We start from the raw sequence: 18,026 nt of genomic DNA on the forward strand, positions 1-18,026 counted from the left end.
CCTCAGCCGAGCCGAGCCAGAGCGAGTTCGGCCTTGGCCACGACGTTCTCGGCGGTGAAGCCGTACTTGGCGAAAAGCCGGTCCCCGGCCGCCGACTCACCGAAGTGGTCGATGCCGACGATCTCGCCGTTCGCGCCGACGTAGTCCCGCCAGCCGTAAGGCACACCGGCCTCGATGGCCACCTTGGCCGCCGAAGCAGGCAGGACGGACGCGCGGTACTCGGCCGACTGAGCCTCGAACCACTCCAGGCACGGCGCCGACACCACCCGGGTGCCGATCCCCTTGGCCTGCAGCAGCTCGCGAGCCGCGACGGCCAGCTGCACCTCGGAGCCGGTGGCGATCAGGACGACCCTGAGTTCACCCTCGGCATCCAGCAGGGTGTAAGCACCCTTGGCCAGATCGCTGGCCGGAGCCACTCCGGGAGCGTCCCGATCGATGATCGGCAGGTCCTGACGGGACAGGATCAGTGCGCTGGGACGATCGGTGTGCGCGAGCACCTGCGCCCACGCCTGCGCGGTCTCGTTGGCGTCGGCCGGCCGAATCACGTCCAGGCCCGGGATGATCCGCAGGCTGGCCACGTGCTCGATCGGCTGGTGGGTCGGGCCGTCCTCGCCGACTCCGATGGAGTCGTGGGTCCAGACGAAGATGCTCGGGATCTTCTGCAGCGCGGCCAACCGGACGGCACCACGCATGTAGTCGGCGAAGACCAGGAAGGTGCCGCCGTAGGCGCGGGTGAGGCCGGTGTTGATGGCGTTGAGCACATTGCCCATGGCGTGCTCACGGATGCCGAAGTGCAGGGTGCGTCCACCGAAGTCGCCGGAGAAGTCGTGGCTGGACCGGTCCGGGGGCAGGAAGGACTTCTCACCCTTCATGGTGGTGTTGTTCGAGCCGGCCAGGTCGGCAGATCCGCCCCACAGCTCCGGGACGGCCCCGGCCAGCGCCGAGAGCACCTCGCCGGAGGCGGCCCGGGTGGCCTTCTTTCCGGCCGGGTAGACCGGCAGCACGCCGGACAGGTCCGGCAGTTCCTTGGCCAGCAGCCGCTGGAAAAGGGTGGACTGCTCGGGGTTGGCCGAACGCCAGGCCTCGAAGCGGGGCGTCCACTCGGCCTTGGCGGCCGCAGCGCGGGCCGCAGCCTGACCGCGGGTGTGGGCCAGCACCTCGGGCTCGGCCGGGAAGGCGACCTCCGGGTCGAAGCCGAGCAGCGACTTCAGGGCCGCGATCTCCTCGGCACCGATCTTGGAACCGTGGATGCTGTGGTGGCCGGCCTTGGTGGGCAACGGCCAGCCGATCACGGTGGTCAGCTTGATGAAGCTGGGCTTGTCGGTGACGGCCTTGGCCGCCTCGATGGCCTCGTAGAGGGCCTGGACGTTCTCGGTATAGCCGGTGCCGCCGTTGGTCCAGTCGACGTGCTGAACGTGCCAGCCGTAGGCGGCGTAGCGGGCCGCGACGTCCTCGGTGAAGGCGATCTTGGTGTCACCCTCGATCGAGATCCGGTTGTCGTCGTAGAACAGGATCAGGTTGCCCAGTTCCTGGGTGGCGGCCAGCGAGGACGCCTCGGCCGCCGGGCCCTCCTGCATACAGCCGTCACCGGCGATGGCGTAGACGAAGTGGTCGAACGGGCTGGGCTGATCCAGCGGGGTGTTCGGGTCGAGCAGGGCGCGCTCGCGGCGAGCCGCCATGGCGAAGCCGACGGCATTGGCCACACCGGCGCCCAGCGGGCCAGTGGTGACCTCGACGCCGGCCGTGTGGCCGTACTCGGGGTGGCCCGGGGTGAGCGAGCCCTCGGTGCGCAGCGCCTTCAGGTCGTCCAGCTCCAGCCCGAAACCGGCCAGGAAGAGCTGGTTGTACTGGGTCAGCGAGGAGTGTCCGATGGACAGGACGAAGCGATCGCGGCCCAGCCACTTCGGGTCGGCCGGGTCGTGCCGCATCACCTTCTGGTAGAGCAGGTAGGCCAGCGGGGCCATCGAAATCGCGGTTCCGGGGTGTCCGTTCCCGACCTTCTCTACGGCATCTGCCGCCAGAATCCGAGCGGTGTCCACCGCCCGGGCGTCGAGTTCCGTCCAGGTGAATTCGGTCATCTTTGGCCTTCCTCCATCGAATGCCTGCGCCCGCTTCGGGGGTCTCTTGGTTTCGGGGACGAGTCTCCCACAACCGCACCAGCCACCCCGACCGTGGCCGAAGTCGGACGGGCGTTCACGGGAATACCGCAAGGTGCTTCCTGGTTGAACGATCGATACCGGCGTCAGAGTCGTCGCCTCACCTCATCGGCCCCACCGGACCGCTCCACAGATTCGGGACGACATGACCTCCGCCTCAACCAATGCCACCAGCGAAGAGCTGTCGGCCCTCGCTCCCACTCCGCCGGTAGCACCCGGCCCGACCGCAACGGACCGGCTGCCGGCGACCACCAAGACCGTCCTGGCCGTGCTGATGACCGGTGCCTTCGTGGTGATCCTCAACGAGACCGCCATGAACGTCGCCCTGTCCCGGATCATGCGGGACCTTGCCGTGACCGAGCGAACCGCGCAGTGGCTGACCACCGGCTTCATGCTGACCATGGCCGTGGTGATCCCGATCAGCGGCTGGCTGATCCAGCGGCTGTCCACCCGCGGAGTCTTCACCCTGGCCATGTCGCTGTTCGCGACCGGCACCGCGCTGGCGGCGGTCTCCCCCACGTTCCCGCTGCTGTTGCTGGGCCGGGTGGTCCAGGCCAGCGGCACCGCGGTGATGATGCCACTGCTGATGACCACCGTGATGGAGTTGGTACCTCTGCACTTGCGCGGACGGGTGATGGGCACGATCAGCCTGGTGATCGCCACGGCTCCGGCGGTCGGCCCGACGCTGTCCGGAGTGGTGCTGCAGTTCCTCAGCTGGCGCTTCGTCTTCGCCGTGGTGCTGCCGATCGCGGTGACCATCCTGGTGATCGGTCGACGGGTCGTCCCCAACCTCGACGAGCCCCGCAAGGTCCGCCTCGACGTGTTGAGCATCCCGCTGGCCGCACTCGGCTTCGGCGGCCTGGTGTACGGGCTCAGCCTGGTCGGCAACCCGATGGTGCCCGACTGGGAGCTGTCGGCGGTACTGGCGGCCGGAGCGCTCAGCCTGGGCGCCTTCCTGCTGCGCCAGCTGATCCTGCAACGCAACGACCGGGCCCTGCTCGACCTTCGGACTTTCCGGGCACCCGCCTTCACCGTGGCCATCGCCGTGATGGCCGTGGTGATGATGGTGCTCTTCGGCTCGATCATCGCCACCCCGCTGGTTCTCCAGCAGGTGCTGCACCTGGAACCGCTCACGGTCGGCCTGCTGCTGCTCCCGGGCGGGCTGATGATGGGCCTGCTCGGCCCGGTGGTCGGCCGGCTCTACGACCGGGTCGGACCGCGCCTCCTGGTGGTGCCCGGCGCCATCGTCGTCGGCGGCGCCTTCGCGATCTACGCCACCATCTCCACCGCCACCCAGTGGTGGCAACTGCTGGCCGCCAACCTCCTGCTCAGCCTGGGCCTGGCGTTCATGATGACGCCGCTGTTCACCACCGCCATGGGGGCACTGCCGCATCACCTGTACAGCTACGGCTCGGCCATGATCGGCACCGTGCAGCAGGTCGCCGGTGCGGCCGGGACGGCACTGTTCGTCACCATCATGTCGACTGTGGGCGGCCGAGCCGCCGCCTCCGGTGAGCTGGCCGAGGCCGCACTGGCCACCGGTGCTCGCACGGCGTTCCTGGTGGTCGGACTGGTCTGGTTGCTCGCCGTTGTCGGCGGGCTGTTCTTGAGCCGAGCGCAGCCGGTGCTGCCGGCTGCACCCGAGCCACAGCCGGTCGGCTAGGCCCCTGGGCGCGGACGGACGAAGACCGCCACGGTCCGGGCCGGGACCCGGATCCAGTCGGCACCGATCCGGCTGCCGGTGACCACCGGGTCGCTGCCGCGGACCTGGACCGGGTGCAGTTCGAAGCCGGTCAGATCCCGCTCGAGGGTCTGATGGATCGTCCAGCCGGTCGCGTTGAAGACGGCCAGCACGCCGGACCAGCGCGGATCGACCGGATCGGTGGCGTCGTCGATCAGCATCACGATCACCCCCGGCACCTGATGCCAGCTGTTGGCTGCCGGGAAACTCACCTTGGCCTGGATCTGAGCCGCTGAGCCGAGCCGGAACAGCCGGGTCGAAGAGCGCAGCCGCAGCACGTCCAGGGCGGCCGCATGCGCATTGGCGATGTCGGCCGGACGCGGCTTGAGCCGCGGGTTGGCCAGCAGCGGCGCCAGTACGTCCCAGCTGGCCGCGTTCTCCCGCTCCGGCGGCAGACCGGCCGCGAAGCCGTTGTCACGCATCGAGAAGTCCAGGAAGTTGAACCAGTCGCCGGAGTTGTAGGAGTTGCGGTCCAGGCTCTTGCTGCGCAGCAGGTCGGTGCCGGCATGCCACATCACCGGGCTCTGGCCCAGGGTGGCCAGGGCCAGGCAGATCGTGTTCAAGCGCACCCGGGCGGCCATCGGGGTGGCCGGGTGCAGCTTGAGCGTGAGCGCGTCGAACAGGGTCTCGTTGTCGTGGGCATCGACGTAGCTGATCACTTCATCGGGCTGCTCGGCGTAGCCGGCCGGACGTTCTTCGAAGACGAGCTCGGCGCCGGCCACCTCGGCGTGCCGGGAGTTCGAGCCGAACCGGAAGCTGCGCAGCGTGCCGGCCAGGCCGAGCTGGATCAGGTCGGTGTCGTAGGCCAAGCGCTCGGCTTGGGCGCCGTGGTCGCCGTTCACCCCGGACGCATTGTCGGCGGTCAGCAGACCCGAGCCGAAGCCCTGTCCTCGCGGATCCCGATCCCAGACCGAGCCGCCCCGGACGGCATTGCGCAGCCGATCGGAGAAGGTGGCGATCCCGGTACCGCCCAGGGTGCCCTGCTTGGCCTGGACGAAGCGGGCATTGCCGGCCACCTCGCCAAAGTCCCAGCCCTCGCCATGCAAGGTGATCGCGGTGCCGTCCACGCCGTCGGCCTCGAGGGTGAGTGCGTCCAGCGCGGCCCGAACAGCCAGCAGGTTGTCCCGGCTGTGGTGGCCCATCAGGTCGAAGCGGAAGCCGTCCACCCGGTACTGCCGGACCCACAGAACGCAGGCGTCGACCATCAGCTTCTCGGCCATCCGATGCTCGGTGGCCACATTCGGGCAACAGGTGGAGGTCTCCACCACCCCGGCTGCGTCCAGGCGGTGGTAGTAACCCGGGACGATCCGATCCAGCACGCTGGAGCGATCCTGGCCGGCCGAGGCGGTGTGGTTGAACACCTGATCGATGACCACCCGCAACCCGGCCGCATGGAAGGCGCCGACCATCGAGCGGCACTCCCAGATCCGGCCGGCCCCGTCCGCGCTGTCCAGGGTCGAGGAGAACGAGCCTTCGGGAGCGAAGAAGTGCCAGGGGTCGTAGCCCCAACCGAAACCACTGCGTCCGCCGGCCTCGGCGATCCGGCGCTGCTGCTCGGGGCTGTCCGGCGCGAACTGGCGCAGCGCGGCCTTCGCCGGACGAAGCTGGCGCTCGGGATGCTCCTCGACGGTGGCGTTGTCGAAGATCGGCAGCAGCTGGATCGTGTTCAGGCCGGCATCGGCCAGCCGGCGCAGGTGGGCCATCCCGGCACTGTCCACGGTGGGGGCCAGATAGCTGCCCCGCAGCTCCTTCGGGACGGTGTCGTCGCTGATCGAGAAGTCGCGCAGGTGGAGCTCGTAAATGACCTGGTCGACCCGGTGTTCAAGGCGAGGACCCGGGGTGCTGGACCATTGCGGCGGGGCCAGTTCGGGCTCGGTCAGATCGACCAACACCGAGTGGGTGGAGTTGACGGTGAGGGCCACCGAGTACGGATCGGTGACCTGGTTGGCCACCAGCCGACGATGCTCGGGGACGTAGACCAGCACCTCGAACTTGTACCGGTCGCCGCGCCAGTCCGGATCGCCGTCGATCGCCCAGCAGCCGTCCGCGTCCGGGACCATTGCCCGACGCTCGGGCTGCTCGTGCAGGGAGCCCGGCCAGCGCAGCAGGGTCACCTCACGAGCGGTCGGCGCCCAGACGCGCAGCGTCGGGCGTCCGTCGGTCCAGGTCGGGCCCAGCGCGGCAGTGGCCGCCGCCGCGAAGCGCCGATCGAGCACTCCGGGCAGTTGCAGATGGCCGGCAGCCTGCAGGCGTCCGGAGCCTTCGTGGACGCTGAGCACCACCTGGCAGCGCAGGATCTCGTCCAGCTCGGCCACCACGGCCGGCGGCACCCGCAGGGCCAGGTACTGACGAAGATGCGGAAAACCTCGGCTCACTTCAGGCGGCAGCCCGGCCGGATCGAAGCGCAGCGCGCAGCTGCGCCACGGCAACGGCTCGCTGGCCCGTGGGTCGATCCCGGCCTCGGCCGACCAATGCAAGCGCCAGTCCAGGGCAGCCGGCGAGTGGCCCGGCGGCAGCGCCACCGGCCAGGCGATCAGGTCGGGCGCCAACCAGTGCCCGGGGGCATCGGAGAGCCCGGGCAGGTCGACGACGGGACGGAACACGTCCCGATTCTCGCATCGCCACGCAGCCTCTCCGCCGCCGATACGAAACCGGGACGGTTCCCGCCTCGGCCTGGGCAGTGCCGTCCGACGACCCCTAGACTGCTGCAGCCTGAGAGGGGAAAACCTTGCTGGACCGCTTCAGCCCGCCGGTGCTGGTCGCCGTCGCCACTGCGCTGTGGTTCTTCGTTGAAGGCGTCATCAAGGTGTCGCACCAGGCGCCGAGTGGACGTCGCGCTGCGGTGCTGGTGCCCCGATGGCGGACGGTCCTCACCCGGGTCCGCGGCGTGATCGAGATGGTGGCGGCGATCGGCGTCGGGATCGGTGCCGTGCTCGGCTTCCTCGATCTGAAACTCGGCGCCGCCTACCCCGCAGCCGAGCTGGGCTGGGCGGTCTCGGTGCTGGCGCTGTGGACGGCGGTGGAGTCGCTGCGTCCGCCACTGCGTCCGGTGCGGATCGTGCTGGCCATCCTGGGCTTCGCCTTGGCCGTGTTCTACCTCGGCTTCCGCTGAGCCGGGCCTTCTCAGCCGGGCGGCCGGAGCCGTATGGTTCCCCATAGCCGCCAACACTGTCGGAGTGCGATGAGTAGCAGCGAGGAGCCGTCCCTCGAGACATCGGGAGACTCGGCTGCACCCGAACCGCCCTCCTCCGACAATGCCTGGACGGTCCCGGATCCGAATGCGATGGTCGCACCATGGCCGGGCCCCGCGGCGGACGGCTTCGTCCATCCGTGGCCAGGTCCGACCGGCTATGGCCACCCGTCCGTACCGTCGACCGGGTACCCGACCGGCGGCTTCCCGCCGCCGAACTCCTCGGTCTACCCGTCCGCACCGGCGTACCCACCGCCGGGCTATCCGCCACCGGGCTACCCGCAGCTTGGGCCGAGTGGATACGGTCCGCTGGGACCCGGGTCCGGACCACAGCGTCGCGGCCCCGGCGGCTGGGTGTTGGCCGCCGCCGTCGTGGTGGCCGCCGGAGCACTCACCGGGTTGCTGGCCACCCCGGCCAGCAACCTGCCTTCGCTGACCGGCCCGTCGCCGACCCGCCCGTCGGCCAGCTCGTCCGCCACCCCCACGGCCAAGCCGGTGGACGTCCTGAAGAAGAACCCGATCTACTCCCTGACAGTCACCGGCGCGTGCCCGAGTCAGCGCGTGCCCGCCTCCTGGAAGGCCTTCCAAGGGCAGGTTCGGGCCCTGGTCGAGTGCGAGAACAAGGCCTGGGACAAGGCCTTGCGCACGGTGTCGATCACGCCGATCAAGCCGAAGGTGCGCTTCTACACCAAGACCACCAACAGCCAATGTGGACACCTCGACTCGAAGTTCCCGGCCAGCTACTGCTCAGGCGACCAGACCCTCTACTTCTCCCGGGCCTCATATCAGCAGGGGCGCTACTACCGGCTCTCGGTGTCGGAGTTCGTCTTCCACGAGTACGCCCATCACGTCCAGTCCATGTCCGGCATCTTCGAGCGATCCGCGACACTCAAGGAGGACGAGGAGATCACCGAACGCCGGATCGAACTCCAGGCACATTGCATCGCCCACTACCGGCTCACCCATGCCGGCCTGAAGTTCGGCTCCCGGGATCGAGCGGACATCGAGTACCAGCTCGGCTACTCCGCGGACGCCGAGGGCCACGGCAGTGCCAAGGCGGGTCGGCGGTGGGGTGAGGCCGGGCTGAACGGCAAGACCATCGGAGCCTGCAACACCTGGAAGGCCAAGGCGTCCGCGGTGAAGTGACCACGGCCGGACACCGGATTGGCTAGGCTCGCCGAGGTGAGCGTGCTGCCCTTCGAGTTGTTCATGCTGTTGCTGATCATCGGCCTGATTGTGCTGCTGTTCGTCCCGACGATCCTCCGTGCGGCGACGGCGATTCGGCGCGCCTCGCGGATCGCCAACTCCCCCGAGCGCAGCGCCGAGGCCAGCGTCCTGAGCAAGCGCGTCGAGGTGAGCGCGATCGAACGAGGAAAGCCCGAGCAGCGCCACTTCGCCACCTTCCAGTTCCCCAGCGGTGAGCGCGTCGAGTTCGAGCTCACCGGGCACCAGTTCGGTCTGCTCGCTGAAGCCGACCAGGGCACCCTGACCTGGAAGGGCCCGCGCTACGTGGGCTTCACCAGGGAGATCATGCGCTGACCCGCCCGAATCGGCGTCGACGAACTTCGCCAAAGCGCACCCGGCGACCCGTCTGATCGGCGATACTCCTAGGAACCCCCGAGGAGCTCACCTCAATGACTCAGACCTTCGTCGAGCGGCTGCAACCGCTCGTGCTCACTGCGGACGTGGACGGAGTCCAGGCGCTGCTCGCATCGCTGGACACCGGTGAGCGCGCAGAAGCCGCCCATTGGCTCGGTCAGAGCCGACGCTGGTACTCCCAGTCGCGACGCCATGTCGACGCCCTGGTGCTCGACCAATCGGTTCGCCTCGAGGTCTGGGGCGAGTTGCCCTGGATCTTGGCGCTCTGCGCGGTTGAACTCTGCGGCCCGACCACTGCGGCGGAGCGGGTGCCCTGGGCCGACTTCTGGGACTATCCCCATTACCGCGGGGAGTCGCTGCTCACCTCACTGGTATGTGCCAAAGACTCGACCTGGGCGACCCGTTTCGTGGAGGCGGCCAGCCGCACTCGCCTCACCGACAGTGAGGCCCGCCAGGGCGGTGCCGTTCTCAGCAGGATCCTTCGGGCGGTCGGCCGACATCACCACACTCCGTGCCCCACCGGCGCGGCGTTCTACCATTCCTGGACCGCCGGCTGCCCGGAACCGTCGCTGACTGACGCCGTCGCCGGCGACCCCTGGATGCCCGAGCTGCTCGATTACTACCTCGATCACGGCGGCACCGATCCGGATGTTCTCGAGGCAATCCCCACCTGGATCGAGCAGGGGGTCACCAGTCGGGAGCGACTGCTCCAGGTGAGCTTCTCTCTGCTGCTCACTAACCGTCGCCCGGGAAGCCAGATCATGCTGGCCAAGATTCTCTCCCAACTCGAGACCACAGCCGACGAGGTTCCTGGCGGCCTCGACTACCTCCTCGGGGCCATTGCCACCGTGGTCGGCCAGGTCGGCAAGGCTCTCCTGCCGTGGGCGATCGACTTGGTGGACGACGCGGACGGAATGCTGCAACTCACGACTGTCATCGCCGCGCGAAGCGAGAAGGCACAGAAGAAGTCCCTGCTGGCTGCGCTGGCCGGACCGCTGCGTCAGCGGGTCGGCGACTCCACTACCGTGGCGGCGCTGCAGCTCATGCAGGCCGACTCGGACACCCAGTTCGCACAGCAGGTTGGCGCCGCCATCCGGGCTATCGACGCCCATCCTGAAGAGCCCGACGAGACTGCGTCTCCGTCGCTGGGACTTTGGGCGCTGAGCCCGACCAGGCTCAGCGCCGAACAGCGCCGCGCGTTCACCCATGAGAGGTTCGAATGGCCGGAGTTCCTCACCGAACCCGGCCGCCCCAAGGACCGGACACAGGCCATCGCCGTCGATGCCGTTCTCTCCTGCCTCGCCGAGGGCCACACCTACCAGTTGCGCTACCTCCAGGAGCTGACGCTGAGCCTGCTCGATAGTGGCCGGCTCGTGCTCAGCCGCTTCACCGGCCTGCTGCCCGACCTCTTCTTGGGTGGAGGCATGAAGGAGGTGTGGCCGGTCGCCCTGCGGATCGCGGATGCCTGCGCCGCCCGTGCGACGACTCCTCCTGCTCTCGCTGAACTGCTGCGGACGCTGGCCGGCTATGCCGCCGAAGCCCCCACCAGCGAACCGGGCATGGCACTGGCTGACTTGGCCTCCCGAAACGGACGGACCAAAGCGCACGTCGAGGCGAGCCAACTGGTCGCAACCATGACGGCGCACCGCCCACCGGTTGCCGAGCGCGAGGAGGCGCCCGGCACGCCCACACCCCCAGCCCCAGCCCGCCCGGAGCGCATCGTCATGGCCAGCCCCGACTGGACCGATGAGCAACTGCTTCGCACGCTTAGCCGGGGCTACTACCACGTCACCGAGAGCTGCAACCCCTTGTGTCTCTACCCGGAGGGACACCGCCAACTGCGAAAGCCCCATGCGTGGGTTCCAGAACTCGCGCTGGCTGCTTTGGTGAAGGCCATCGCCGAAGGCCGTGGCGCAGAGATGAGGCGAGGCGTCCTTGCCATTGAGCGGATCACTGAGCCTCCGGCGATCATCGCCGCCATCGACCTGTGGGCCACCGGACGACTGGACCATCACCTCTTCTGGAGGATCGCGCTGAACTCGGTGACCACGCAGGAACGCGGCGGCTCACCAGTGCAGAGCCCGGACACCACGTGGGGACGTGTGGCCGATCTACCGGGCTTCCCGACACTGGGATCGGATGGACCTGTCGAACTGCCCGCCGCGCTGGACGGGGCAGCCGCGAGGTTGGCCTTCCTCCGGGCGTGCGAGTGCCTCCTGCTGGCCGAGCAAAACTCGGTGGTACTGGCGACCCCGAGCTACTACGACGGGACGCTGACCCTGGATGCGCTGCTGGGCCGCCTGGATCGCGTCGGTCCGGCCCCAGCGGGCATGCTCGATCTGATGCAGGCGCTGTACCGCCTGCGCGAGGAGGATCCCGCGAGATCTGGTGAGATTCCCGGCGGCCGGTGGTTCACCGCGGCTGGTCTCATGGCGCCTGAAGGCGGCCGCCCGGCTGACATCGGCGAACTACTGCGAAGCTGGGTTGCGGCCGGCGGCATGACTGAACCACCGACCAGATGGGATGAGTCAGATCGCCGACGGGCAGAGCTCTCCGGGCCCGTACCCTGGCGCTTCGCGGCGTCCGCACCTCGGGAGTTCACTCAGGATGAACTCGCCCTGGGCCAGCGCCTGGACGTCCTGCGCACGTTCCCCCGATTCTCCGAACTGGCGACGACCGGATGGACGTTGTGGCCTATCGAGCTCATCCCAACCGGCGCCCACGGCCGCTTCGGACCGATCTTGCACTGGCGAGTCCTCTCGGCAATGAGTGCCCCGGAGCGATGGCCGGACACCGATGTCGACTTTGTCGTACGCACGGCCTTCCAACTCGGCCGGATGGATCCTGCCACTGCGGTCGCGGCCTTCGATGACCCCCAGACATCGTTCACGGATCGAGAGCTCGCCGAGTTTGCGCGCAGCTGGGGACGCCTCCTCAACGGGGAGGCACGGGCGGCGGCGTGGCCCGTTCTCCTACAGCTCGGAATCTGTCGAGCAGCATCTCGGTACCATCGGCCAGCGGACGCCGAGATCTTTGCCGTGCTGGCCGAACATGCGAGAGAGCTCCCCCGTCCTGGCTGCGCACCCGCGGATCTCGAAAGACTCCGCGCATCAGTTGAGGGATGCTCCGATGTCGTGGTGCGCCGCTACCTTGACGAGTTGATCGCCGCGTTGGAGGGCGAATGACGTCCACCTATGTGACCGACTCTGTGCTCGCCGACCACGAAGGAACCCGGCTGCTCGACCTGGCCACCACGGAGGCCCTCACCCCAACGGGCATCCACGACAGCCCGGTCTTCTTCCGCGGGTTCGTGGACCGACCCGACGTCGTGGCGGCCGGCCTGCTCGCCGTGGCGGACGTCGCCAGCACCCGCTACGCCGACCCCGGCCTCGCCCAGCGGATCGCGAAGGCCGATCCTGTCGTGACCGGAAGCGGCGATCGACTGCGCTTCGAGTCCTTCTCGGCCTGCAACGGCGTGCAGGCCCGGTTCGACCTCCTCGCCGGGGGTCTCGGCGGCAACCGCACCGAGTTCGGCACCACGAACGTCGACATCAACCGGCCACTGCGGATGGCCTTGGCAACCATCAGTCGACAGGAGGCGCTGCACCTCAGCGTCGCCCGCGACGAACTCCGTGCCTCGACTCTGGACGCCCTGCATGTGGAGAAGAAGGTGAACCTGCCGGATCGCTGGGTCCGCGGGCTGGCCGAGGTGCCGCTGATCTCCGCGGCGATGCGGCTCGTCGGCCAGATCGAGGGGGCCCGGCTCCCCTCGTTCATGGCTGCGCTGCCGCGAGTCAGTCCGCCCGGGCCGACCGTGTACCTGCTCCCCCACCGCCCGAACTGGCTGATCTCTCACCGGCCGATCGCCGGCGCGGTTCCGCTGGCTGGAGCCTCCCGTGTTCGCGGCGTGGAAAGAGCGCTGCGCTTCGCAACCCGGCTCCGCATCTACACCGCCGAGACCGGGGCGTCGGCGTGGGTCTTCGAGCTGCCCGCCGCGCGACTGACGCTCACCCTCAGCCCGGATCCCTACCGAGGGTTCTCCGGAGAGGGAAGCCTGCTGGTCCTGCTGGCCAATCCCGAGTCCGAGCGGCTGGGCAGATCGCTACTCAGCGAGCTGCGCTGGTCGCCCAGGATCGAACCCACCACTCTTGCTGCGCGCACCGGACACAGCCTCGAGGACATCACCGCCGGGCTGGCCTGGCTCGCCGCGTCGGGACGACTCGGCTTCGACCTGTCCGAGGACGCCTGGTTCCACCGCGAGTTGCCGGTTGAATCCGACAAGATCCTTCGCCGCAACCCGCGGCTGGCCAGCGCCCAGCGAATCATCGACGGCGGTGGCGTCACCGAATGGGGCGACGGCTGGCAGGTGCGCGGCAGCGATCGACGCTACCTGGTGAGCCGCGAGTTGCAGTGCCGGTGCGCATGGGAAGACGCGCACCACGGGAGTCGCGGCCCCTGCAAGCACGTCCTGGCCGTGATCCTGGTCAGGAACTCCGCTCCGAACCGGGACACTGAGCCCTAGTCGAGCGGGCAGAATCACAGCGTGATCGTTTCCCTTGGTGCCGTCAGCGCGGCTCGGCCACGTCCGATCGATCTGCTGCCGGCCGACCAGCCGGTGAAGCCACGTCCACCGGCCAGGCGGTGGCGCTACTCCCCCGGAGTCCGGCTGCTGGGCTTCCTGGCCGGACTGATCGTGGCGACGATCGTGGTGGTGGGCGTCGGCCGAGTTCCCGCCATTGCGCAGGCGGCCGCGCAGCACTGGTGGCTGGTCCGGCTGACCGAGATGATCGTGGCCGCCGCGGCATATCTGGTGTTGCTGTGGGTGGAACAGCGCCGTCCGGTGGAGCTCAGCGTCCGCAGGATCGGCGGCCTCGGTTGGGGGCTGCTGCTCGGAGCCGGCTTGTGCGCACTGGTGATCGGCGTGCTGTTCGCAGTGGGCAGCTACCGGGTGGTCGGGGTGAACCCGTCCTACCCGATCGTCCCGGCACTGATCTCGACCGGCCTGGTGGCCGCCGTCGCCGAGGAACTGATCTTCCGTGGGGTGCTGCTCCGACTCGTCGAGGACTCTCTGGGTACCTGGGCGGCGGTCGGTGTCGGTGCGTTGGCTTTCGGGCTCGCCCACCTGAGCAACCAGGACGCGACCCTGTGGGGCGCACTGGCCATCGCGCTGGAGGCCGGAGTGCTGTTCTCGGCGCTGTATGTGGTGACTCGGTCGTTGTGGTGGTGCATGGGCCTGCACTTCGCCTGGAACGTGCTGCAGGGCCCGGTGTTCGGCTCGGCCGTGTCCGGGTCCGGGACGGCGTCCGGGCTGCTCAGAGCGGAGTTCAGCGGACCGGAATGGCTGACCGGTGGCGTCTTCGGAATCGAGGCTTCCGTGCTCTCGGTGGTGCTCCTGACCGCATTGGGAGGGTGGCTGCTGTGGTTGGTGCACCGGGACGGGGTCACCGTGGCGCCGCGGTGGGTACGTCGCCGTCGGCTGCTGGCCGAGGTGAGTTCAGCCCCGGCGGGACAGGCAGACTAGCTCGGCCCGCTCGTCCCAGGATGGCTGCTGCTGGAACCCGGCCCGCTGATAGAGGCGAAGCGCCGCATCCCGCCAGCACCAGACGGTGAGTCGGGCCTCGCCGGGGATCGCCGCAATCGCCGCCGCGAGCAACCGGGCACCGATCCCTTGGCCGCGGGCGGCATCACTGACGAACAGCCGCTTGATCTCGTTGCCACCGATCACGGCGATCCCGACTGCCCTGCCCTGATCGGTGGCGAGCAGGACATCCGATCCAGCCAGTGCGGACGCCGGATCGTCGATCTCGGCCTGGTAGCGCGCCGGCAACGGATCCGGGCTGGCCCCGGGCAGGCCGTGATCGCGCTTCTCAGCCTCGGTTTCGCGCAGGTACCGGGCCAGGAGAGCGGCCACGACTGGCGCATCGGCACCACTCAGGTCGGCCTGTCGGACTGTTGCCATCAACCCAGCCTGGCAGGGGTCGTCCGCAACGGACGGACGAGCTCAGAGGGTGAGCCCGTCATAGGCAACGGCGAAGACCCGCTCCTCGGGGTCGAACCGGACCGGGTACTCGTTGGTCGGTAGCGCCTTCAGGTAGAACCGCAGGGCGTCGTCCCCGGCCGGCTCGATCATCAAGCAGCGCTGCATCCGTTCCGGGCTCACCCGCGAGTGCATGACGTCGTAGACGTAGTGCAGCAACTCGGAGCCGTGGTGTGGATCGTTGGCGCGGGGGAAGAAGCGTCGCCGATGCCGGAAGGCCGGATGGATGGCGATGTAGGCCAGGTAGTCGTACTGGTCTTCGGGGTAGCTCATCACGATGGCGCCGCCGATGACTCCCTCGGCCAAGTCGACGCTGTCGGCCGGTTCCGCCCGGCGGATGAACGCAGTCGTGTCGCGGAACTCGCTCCACAACTCATGGGACGACTTGCCGATCGGGAAGGACGTCTTGAGGATGTCGCGGATGGCGTGGCGATCACGTCGACTCAGTTCCGAGTAGGCGCAATGCTCATTGCGGAACTGGGGCTGGCCGAGGCTGTCGGTCGGCCTCTCCTGTCGTGCCACGCCACCTCCGTTCCATGCTCGACGGCAAGAATGCCGCTCCTTCATCGGATGATCCGCCTTCGCCGGGCCCAGGAGCCTGCGGCGCGCCGCTCCCGTCGTCCGCAGGTGACCAACCGTCGCCCCGGCGGCGGCACCGGATTAGCATCGCGGCTCGCTCGGCATTCCTCAACCGTCCACCCCGGGCGATGATGCAGGCCGCGCGGCACTAGGCTCAGCGTCATGCCGATTTCCCGCGAAGAGCTGATCTCGATCCTGGCCGAGGCCGACCCGGTCGGACTGATCGCCGCCGGCGGCACTCACGACGAGTACGCCGCCGAAGCCGACGAGATCCTCAAGCTGCGCGGCGTCCCCCAGCTCACCGAGATCACCGGCGTCTTCGCAGTCAGCTTCAGCGAGCCCGGCGCCTGCAGCCGCGAGAAGGCGCGCTGGATCGCCGAAGAGATGGTCCGCCGAGCCGGCTAGGCGTCAACCGGGTCCTCGAAAGCCCGAGAACCCCGCTCGGCCCCTACGCAAGCACCGCAGTTGCCGACCCCGGCCAGGCATTGAATCCACGCACTGCGGGCTGCCAGCCTTGAGCCTGGACCCAGCCCAGCCACTCAGGGAGCGCGATGTCCCGGACCCGTGTGCACAACTTCTCGATCTCACTGGACGGCTTCGCCACCGGCGAGCCGCAGAGCGCCGAGGCCCCGTTCGGACATGCCGGCCAGCGCCTGCACACCTGGATGATGGCCACTCGCTTCTGGGACCCGAGCGGCTCCGATGGCGTCGACCACGCCTTCGCGCAGCGGCACAGCGACGGGATCGGCGCCGAGATCATGGGCGCCCACAAGTTCGGCCCACCGGGTTGGCAGGACGATCCGGACTGGACCGGCTGGTGGGGCGAGAACCCGCCCTTCCACACCCCCGTGTTCGTGTTGACTCACCGTCCGCGGTCATCGATCGAGCTGGACGGCGGCACCACCTTCCACTTCCTCGACGCCAGCCCCGATCACGCTCTGGCCGTCGCCCGCGAGGCGGCCGGCGACCTGGACGTCCGGATCGGTGGCGGGCCGAGCATGCTCCGCGATTTCCTGGCGGCCGACCTGATCGATCACCTGCACCTGGTGGTGGTGCCGATCGTGCTGGGCCGCGGCGTCCGGCTCTGGGACGGCCTGGAAGGCATCGAGTCCGGCTTCGAGGTCGAGTCGGTCTCCTCACCCAGCGGCGTCACCCATCTGACCTTCACCAGGGTGCGTAGCTGACCGTTCGCCCGCTCGGCGAAACCCCGCGCGATGCGATTTGCCGTCTCGATGCGCTGAACCTGCCCACAACGGCTCTCTGAGGCAATCGACCCGGCGAATCGCCTCAGGCCTGTGCCTGCTGGCTGGCCGCGATCGCCACCGGAGCCAGGGCGGTAATAGCGCCACCGAGGATCGATTGAGCGCGCCGACCGGGCCCACTAGCCTCAGGCAAATGGACGTCCCGGAGAACGTCGAGACCTACCTGGCTGGCCAGCCCGAGCCCAAGCAGTCCGACCTGCGCACGCTGCACGCACTCATGCTGGCCGAGTTTCCGGACTGCCGGCAGTGGTTCACCGACGGCACCAACAGCGAGGGCAAGGTTGTCGCAAACCCCAGCATTGGCTACGGCGTTTACACCATCACCTATGCCAACGGGTCGTCGCGCGAGTTCTACCGGATCGGTCTGAGCGCCAACGCATCGGGCATCTCGGTCTATGTGCTCGGCCTGGACGACAAGACCTACCTCGCACGCACCTACGGGGACCTGATCGGCAAAGCACACCTCACCGGCTACTGCATCAGGTTCAAGCGCCTCTCCGACATCCACCTTGAGACCCTGCAAGCGGCGATCAGGCATGGGATGACCGTCGATCACACGGACTGACCACAAGGTCAGGCAGTCGCGTCACCGAGCGGGGCCACCGATCCGGCCTTCACCCGAACGCCCGGCGGACGCCATCCGCCCAAAAGGTGGTACCCGGCTAGAGCGTGCTGAACTCACGCAAGAGCGCACCGCGCTGCTCGACCACGTAGCGGATATCGGCCTCATATGAGGCGAGATGGCCGTCAGCAACATGCCGCTCGAACGCAGCATTGCCTGACGCAGCCTGATCCCGGATGTGTGCCATCAAGGAGGTCAGCCGCTCCGCCACGGTGTCGAGGAGCAGCTCATCCGGCTCGACCCCATAGGCGTGGCAGAAGGCGGATGCCATCACAGCCTGCTCGGCGACACTCCCAGCGCTCTCCGGGTTGTCCGGAGCGTGCAGCGGCGCGTACCGGTAGACCGCATATGCGACGTCCCACAGCCGAGGTGCCGGGTGCGCGGTATCGAAGTCGATGAAGCCGACCACTCGTCCGCGACGGACGGCGCTGTTGTAGGGGGCGATATCGCCATGGCAGATCACCTCCGCCGGATGCCGGGGCGGCAACATCCACTCGTCGTGAGCCGACTGCTCGTAGCTGAGGCTTGCATCGTGAAGCCGACGCAGCAGGGCTCCGGCGGAGGCCACCAGCGCCGTGGTTCGGACGCCCGGTGGCAACGACTCGTACACGTCGCCGACAACATAGGTCAGCACCTCTCGGCCCTCATCGTCGAAGCCCACCGGCATCGGCGCGCCGTCGAAGCCTTGCCGCCGCAGGTGGGTCAGCAGCCGGTGCACCGTAGGTGTGTGCCTTCCGGCCGGGCGGTGGACCAGCTCACCCCGGCGCAGCACCGAGTTCACACCACCCTGAAGCAGCTCGTCATCCGTCACAACGCAGCTCCTTCCCTCAAGCACTCGTC

The 18,026-nt window shown here is 68.6% G+C and carries 15 protein-coding genes; 10 read left to right on the top strand and 5 right to left on the bottom strand.

What is annotated here, in order from left to right:
• Positions 1 to 2: 2 nt before the first annotated feature.
• Positions 3 to 2,078 (bottom strand): transketolase, encoded by a 2,076-nt coding sequence (gene tkt / locus ATK74_RS09240; protein ID WP_098460757.1) that lies wholly within the window; start codon positions 2,076 to 2,078, stop codon positions 3 to 5.
• Between the two features lie 223 nt (positions 2,079 to 2,301).
• On the opposite strand from tkt, the gene ATK74_RS09245 reads away from it, so the two are divergent.
• Positions 2,302 to 3,819: a DHA2 family efflux MFS transporter permease subunit gene (locus ATK74_RS09245; protein ID WP_098460758.1), complete on the top strand. Its 1,518-nt coding sequence runs from the start codon at positions 2,302 to 2,304 to the stop codon at positions 3,817 to 3,819.
• On the opposite strand, the gene pulA is transcribed toward ATK74_RS09245, so the two are convergent.
• A complete protein-coding gene (pulA, locus tag ATK74_RS09250) occupies positions 3,816 to 6,500 on the bottom strand; it encodes a pullulanase-type alpha-1,6-glucosidase (protein ID WP_098460759.1) in 2,685 nt (894 codons plus the stop codon). The genes ATK74_RS09245 and pulA overlap by 4 nt on opposite strands.
• Positions 6,501 to 6,625: 125 nt before the next feature.
• On the opposite strand from pulA, the gene ATK74_RS09255 reads away from it, so the two are divergent.
• The 6 genes from ATK74_RS09255 to ATK74_RS09280 all read left to right on the top strand — a co-directional run bounded on the left by ATK74_RS09255 (position 6,626) and on the right by ATK74_RS09280 (position 14,207).
• Positions 6,626 to 7,009: a hypothetical protein gene (locus ATK74_RS09255; RefSeq protein WP_098460760.1), complete on the top strand. Its 384-nt coding sequence runs from the start codon at positions 6,626 to 6,628 to the stop codon at positions 7,007 to 7,009.
• 69 nt (positions 7,010 to 7,078) lie between these two features.
• Positions 7,079 to 8,233 (top strand): neutral zinc metallopeptidase, encoded by a 1,155-nt coding sequence (locus ATK74_RS09260; protein WP_143483615.1) that lies wholly within the window; start codon positions 7,079 to 7,081, stop codon positions 8,231 to 8,233.
• A gap of 36 nt (positions 8,234 to 8,269) precedes the next feature.
• Positions 8,270 to 8,626, top strand: coding sequence for a DUF2500 domain-containing protein (locus tag ATK74_RS09265; protein WP_098460762.1), 357 nt, complete (start codon positions 8,270 to 8,272; stop codon positions 8,624 to 8,626).
• A 146-nt stretch (positions 8,627 to 8,772) separates the two neighbouring features.
• Positions 8,773 to 11,871, top strand: a complete 3,099-nt coding sequence (locus ATK74_RS09270) for a hypothetical protein (RefSeq protein ID WP_143483616.1) — start codon at positions 8,773 to 8,775, stop codon at positions 11,869 to 11,871.
• Positions 11,868 to 13,208 (top strand): hypothetical protein, encoded by a 1,341-nt coding sequence (locus ATK74_RS09275; protein WP_098460764.1) that lies wholly within the window; start codon positions 11,868 to 11,870, stop codon positions 13,206 to 13,208. The genes ATK74_RS09270 and ATK74_RS09275 overlap by 4 nt, the downstream gene beginning before the upstream one ends.
• A gap of 21 nt (positions 13,209 to 13,229) precedes the next feature.
• Positions 13,230 to 14,207: a CPBP family intramembrane glutamic endopeptidase gene (locus tag ATK74_RS09280; RefSeq protein WP_098460765.1), complete on the top strand. Its 978-nt coding sequence runs from the start codon at positions 13,230 to 13,232 to the stop codon at positions 14,205 to 14,207.
• Here the strand turns inward: ATK74_RS09280 and ATK74_RS09285 are convergent.
• Together ATK74_RS09285 and ATK74_RS09290 are read right to left on the bottom strand one after the other, a co-directional pair.
• On the bottom strand, positions 14,181 to 14,645 hold the full coding sequence (locus ATK74_RS09285; RefSeq protein ID WP_211283327.1) for a GNAT family N-acetyltransferase: 465 nt from the start codon (positions 14,643 to 14,645) through the stop codon (positions 14,181 to 14,183). The genes ATK74_RS09280 and ATK74_RS09285 overlap by 27 nt on opposite strands.
• Positions 14,646 to 14,687: 42 nt before the next feature.
• Positions 14,688 to 15,245, bottom strand: a complete 558-nt coding sequence (locus ATK74_RS09290) for a hypothetical protein (protein WP_098460767.1) — start codon at positions 15,243 to 15,245, stop codon at positions 14,688 to 14,690.
• Between the two features lie 219 nt (positions 15,246 to 15,464).
• Here ATK74_RS09290 and ATK74_RS09295 point away from each other — a divergent pair, with 219 nt between their 5' ends.
• The 3 genes from ATK74_RS09295 to ATK74_RS09305 all read left to right on the top strand — a co-directional run bounded on the left by ATK74_RS09295 (position 15,465) and on the right by ATK74_RS09305 (position 17,129).
• Positions 15,465 to 15,707 carry a hypothetical protein gene (locus ATK74_RS09295; protein ID WP_098460768.1) on the top strand — a complete coding sequence of 81 codons (243 nt, stop codon included), beginning with the start codon at positions 15,465 to 15,467 and terminating at the stop codon, positions 15,705 to 15,707.
• 146 nt (positions 15,708 to 15,853) lie between these two features.
• A complete protein-coding gene (locus tag ATK74_RS09300) occupies positions 15,854 to 16,486 on the top strand; it encodes a dihydrofolate reductase family protein (RefSeq protein WP_098460769.1) in 633 nt (210 codons plus the stop codon).
• Positions 16,487 to 16,697: 211 nt separating this feature from the next.
• A complete protein-coding gene (locus ATK74_RS09305; protein ID WP_098460770.1) occupies positions 16,698 to 17,129 on the top strand; it encodes a DUF1801 domain-containing protein in 432 nt (143 codons plus the stop codon).
• 97 nt (positions 17,130 to 17,226) lie between these two features.
• On the opposite strand, the gene ATK74_RS09310 is transcribed toward ATK74_RS09305, so the two are convergent.
• On the bottom strand, positions 17,227 to 17,997 hold the full coding sequence (locus tag ATK74_RS09310) for a phosphotransferase (RefSeq protein WP_211283328.1): 771 nt from the start codon (positions 17,995 to 17,997) through the stop codon (positions 17,227 to 17,229).
• Between the last annotated feature and the right edge of the window lie 29 nt (positions 17,998 to 18,026).

This window comes from Propionicimonas paludicola (genome assembly GCF_002563675.1).
Taxonomy (GTDB): domain Bacteria; phylum Actinomycetota; class Actinomycetes; order Propionibacteriales; family Propionibacteriaceae; genus Propionicimonas; species Propionicimonas paludicola.